We start from the raw sequence: 4,075 nt of genomic DNA on the forward strand, positions 1-4,075 counted from the left end.
GCCGCGTTTAGCCAGACTTCGCTACCCCTCCGAAACAATCAACTATTATATCTTACAAAATCGGTCAACAAATTGCAACATTTTTTTAGTAATTTTCACGTCAGATTAACGATTTTTAATTGTTCACGCCATTGATCGAAAAAATTATCCATGTACCACTCATTATGTCGCTTTTTATGATACCCCACTGCCTGGTTATAGAATGTCGTATCATCCAATATCCGCGAATTAACGTGCAAGTGAAGGTGTCCGAATAACACTTTTTGAACGTGATATTGTTTTAGCATTTCACCCAGATGGAGGCTCCCCATCATACCGTTACTCATATTCCACATTCTAATTTCAGGATGAACCTGAATGTACTCCTTACGTGGTGAAAAATGAGTCATAAACAAAATTTTTTTATCTGTCAATGTAGCGTCCTGCAATATTTTTCCTGTTTGATGAAGGACGATCCCCATTCTTTGAAGATCGCTCATTGGTTGCTTAATACCGCCATCAATCCAGTAAGCACGCTTCCATTTAACAAAATCATCAGTACTACCAGTTTCTTCAGCTAAAGAATAGTCATACCAACCATTATTACCAATAATGCGCCACTTAGTATTTGCTATATCTAAATAATGATTATGCAAATATGTGGGTGTCGTAAGGTTTTCCAACTCATCATATGTGACGGCATTAAGCATATCATGGTTGCCAGCAATCCATCTAACCTGCATATCGGCTCCCACCTCGTGATCAAGTTGTCGGACATAATTCAGGCTATTTTCAAAGTTATTAAATAGATCACCGGCAATCAAGTAAATTTTCACCTGTTGTTGATGTAAATATTCCGCTTGTCTTTTACCCATTTCAACACTATCAATTCGGTTAACATCAAAGTGATTATCACTGGTCATGGCAACTTTAACCATTTTGCAACACCTCCACACATATAAAAAAAAACGCCGAAATATTAATTTCGACGTTATCATTATAATCTAGTCTACTCCATCCATCAAACGATGTATTGGTTTGACGAAGAAGAACAAAATAATCCCAATAATAACACTTACAAGCCCAACAGCGAGGAAGTATGGTACTTCAGTTGAAGATGAGTAAAATTTAACAATTTGAGCGTTAACAGCTTGACCAGCTGCATCAGCTAAGAACCACATACTCATCATTTGTGATTGGAACGCCTTTGGTGCCAACTTAGTGGTAACTGATAGTCCAATTGGAGAAATCAACATTTCGGCAATTTCAACAATGAACCATGATCCAATCAACCACCAAGGGCTAACACGGCCGGCTGTCGATCCATGAATAATACCTGGTAATGCCATAAAGATATATGAAGCACCAGCAAATACTAGACCTGCTGAGAACTTACCAGGCGCACTTGGTTGTTTGTCCCAGGTACTCCACAACCAAACAAAGAATGGTGTCAAAATCATGATGAACAGAGGATTTAATGTTTGGAAGTTAGCAGCGGCGAAGTGCCAGCCACCAATGTGTAAAACGGTTCTGTTAGCAGCAAACAATGCTAGCACAACTGAGCCAGACTCTTCAATTGCCCAGAATACAGCTGCAGCAATAAATAATGGTACATATGCCCATACACGCGAGCGTTCAACTTTGGTAACCTTACGGCTAGAAAGCATCATAACGAAGTAAATGATCGGTAGCGCGATGGCAATAATCGTAATAATCCAGATAACATTGCTAATAGTTAGGTTACCAGTCAAACCAAGAATGGCAATAATAGCAGCCAGCGCGATTACACCAACAATTGTCCAGATAATGATTGGACGTAAGTTTTCTTTTTCAATTGGATCTTGTGGATATAAGCTGTCCTTTGAAAGGTACTTCTTACCATCAAAGTAATACTGTACCAAGCCTAGGAACATTCCAATTGCAGCAAGTGAAAATCCTGCATGGAAATTCATTCCACTGCCAAATAAATGGAACCCAAATCCACTGGCAGCAAATGGTACTGCCCAAGGTGCAACTGCAGCACCCAAGTTAATACCAAAAACAAACATACTGAAACCAGCGTCACGACGCTTATCAGTCTCTGAATACAAACTACCAACCATTTCAGAAACGTTTGGTTTCAGTAATCCAGTACCAACAACAATTAATGCAATTGAGACGAATAATGCAGTAGATCCAAATGGTAACGACAGTGATATATGACCAAACATAATCAATACACCACCAATAAAGACGGTGCGACGACTACCCCAGACACGATCACTTAGCCAGCCACCAACAACCCCTGACATATAAACTAAAGAACCATAAATCGACATAATCGATGCCGCAGTGGTTTCGTCGAAGCCTAAACCACCCTTAGTAACAGCGTAGTACATGTAGAACAACAGTATGGCGCGCATACCGTAATAACTGAATCGTTCCCACATTTCAGTGAAGAACAATGTTGATAAGCCTCGGGGTTGACCCAAAAAGGCTGTATCAGAATTCCTTTGCTTTCCCAAAACATTTCCTCCATATCGTACTGAATACTAATACAAATTAGTGCAAACCAATTTTCATAAAAATGTAAACTGACAAGTCTTAAAAGTATGAGGTCTATTATACTGTTTTCAAATAATTAACGTCAATTAACGATTAAAATATGGTTGTAAAACAGACCGTTTTCTAATAATTTACTAATTTTTTTCTTTCTAGATTAAATTATAATGAGATATACGGAATAATAGTCCTTGTTAGTTGAATAGTCAATTCAAATGATTTTATCATTTTAAATCCAACTTTTATGTAAAAACAAGGGTAAAATTGCTATTTGATCGTATTTGTCATGAATTTATTTAAATTTTTTCTGTCCATAGTGAATAATCATGAGAACTTTTCACAGGTCTACATCATATTGTTATCACTTTCAATAGTTGTTTACATCAATAATTATCGCTCAATATCAGTACTAAATAATATTTCTTATCAATTCAAAGTGGTATATTATAATTATTTCTTAGGCATAAGATTAGACTTTATTTAAGGAGATTAAGCATGATTAACAAAATTCCAACATATGAGAAAACATTTTTCGGTGCATTATTGACGATGGCTGCCGGAGGTATTGATGCCTATTCATACATTTTTCACGGTCAAGTATTCGCCGGTCTGCAAACTGGAAATATGATTCTTTTGGGTGTTAATTTAGGCCAGGGGCACTGGTCCGCAAGTTTACGCTATATTATTTCTATTTTGGCGTTTTTTGTCGGAACAATTATTATCAGAATTATGCAACGCAGCACATGGTCTGACGAGCATGAAAATGGTCATCGCAAACTGGTACTAATTTATGAAGCGGTTCTACTATTGATTATTGCGGGTATTTCACAATTTGTGCCAAGTATTATTGCAACAATTTTATTGTCAATCACTGCTGCAGCAGAACTACAAGAGTTTCGTCGTCTAAACGGCGGACCATTTACTCCGTTAATGATGACAGGTAACCTTAGAACACTGGCTGAAACGAGCTTTGACGCACTCATATTTCACGAAACAGCAGCAATTAATAAACTTAAAACTACTGCGTCAATTATGGTTACGTTCATCATTGGTGCGGCATTAATTGCTATTTCGACACCCATAATCAGTAAATTTTCGATTGTCATACCAGCAATTGTGATATTAATTGCGTTGTCATCACTTTACGGATCTAAAGACGAATAACTGAGTTTAAAAGCTTTAAACCACATTATGACTTCATCAATAGTCTTTGAAGTAACTCGATCTTTAACCGGAATATTCAATACATCGTTAATAAAAAAAGGATCTGAAAAGTAGCTTTACAAACTACTCTCAGGTCCTTTTTAAACATCTATAAACCAGTAGTGCCGAATGGCAGAATCGAACTGCCGACCTCTTCTTTACGAGGGAAGCGCTCTACCAACTGAGCTAATTCGGCATAAACGAAAAGATGTCAACTATCATTGTAGTCAACATCCTTTCAACACAACTCCGGCAGGCGGGCTCGAACCGTCGACAATCTGATTAACAGTCAGGCGCTCTACCAACTGAGCTATGCCGGAATAATTTGCATGGCAACGTCCTACCCTTGCAG

General features: G+C 37.8%; 3 protein-coding genes and 2 tRNA genes. 1 reads left to right on the plus strand and 4 read right to left on the minus strand.

Annotation, left to right across the window (positions count from 1 at the left end; translation table 11 throughout):
• Nucleotides 1–95: 95 nt before the first annotated feature.
• Together FD16_RS12290 and FD16_RS12295 are read right to left on the minus strand one after the other, a co-directional pair.
• On the minus strand, nt 96–917 hold the full coding sequence (locus tag FD16_RS12290) for a metallophosphoesterase (protein ID WP_010623042.1): 822 nt from the start codon (nt 915–917) through the stop codon (nt 96–98).
• Nucleotides 918–983: 66 nt separating this feature from the next.
• Complete coding sequence (locus FD16_RS12295) at nt 984–2,483, minus strand: peptide MFS transporter (protein WP_010623043.1); 1,500 nt, start codon at nt 2,481–2,483, stop codon at nt 984–986.
• A 532-nt stretch (nt 2,484–3,015) separates the two neighbouring features.
• On the opposite strand from FD16_RS12295, the gene FD16_RS12300 reads away from it, so the two are divergent.
• Nucleotides 3,016–3,684 (plus strand): YoaK family protein, encoded by a 669-nt coding sequence (locus FD16_RS12300; protein ID WP_010623044.1) that lies wholly within the window; start codon nt 3,016–3,018, stop codon nt 3,682–3,684.
• A 162-nt stretch (nt 3,685–3,846) separates the two neighbouring features.
• Here the strand turns inward: FD16_RS12300 and FD16_RS12305 are convergent.
• Nucleotides 3,847–3,919: transfer RNA gene (locus FD16_RS12305), tRNA-Thr, on the minus strand.
• A 51-nt stretch (nt 3,920–3,970) separates the two neighbouring features.
• A tRNA-Asn gene (locus FD16_RS12310) sits at nt 3,971–4,043 on the minus strand.
• Nucleotides 4,044–4,075: the final 32 nt, after the last annotated feature.

Origin of the sequence: Paucilactobacillus suebicus DSM 5007 = KCTC 3549, from assembly GCF_001434475.1 — a bacterium.
GTDB lineage: Bacteria > Bacillota > Bacilli > Lactobacillales > Lactobacillaceae > Paucilactobacillus > Paucilactobacillus suebicus.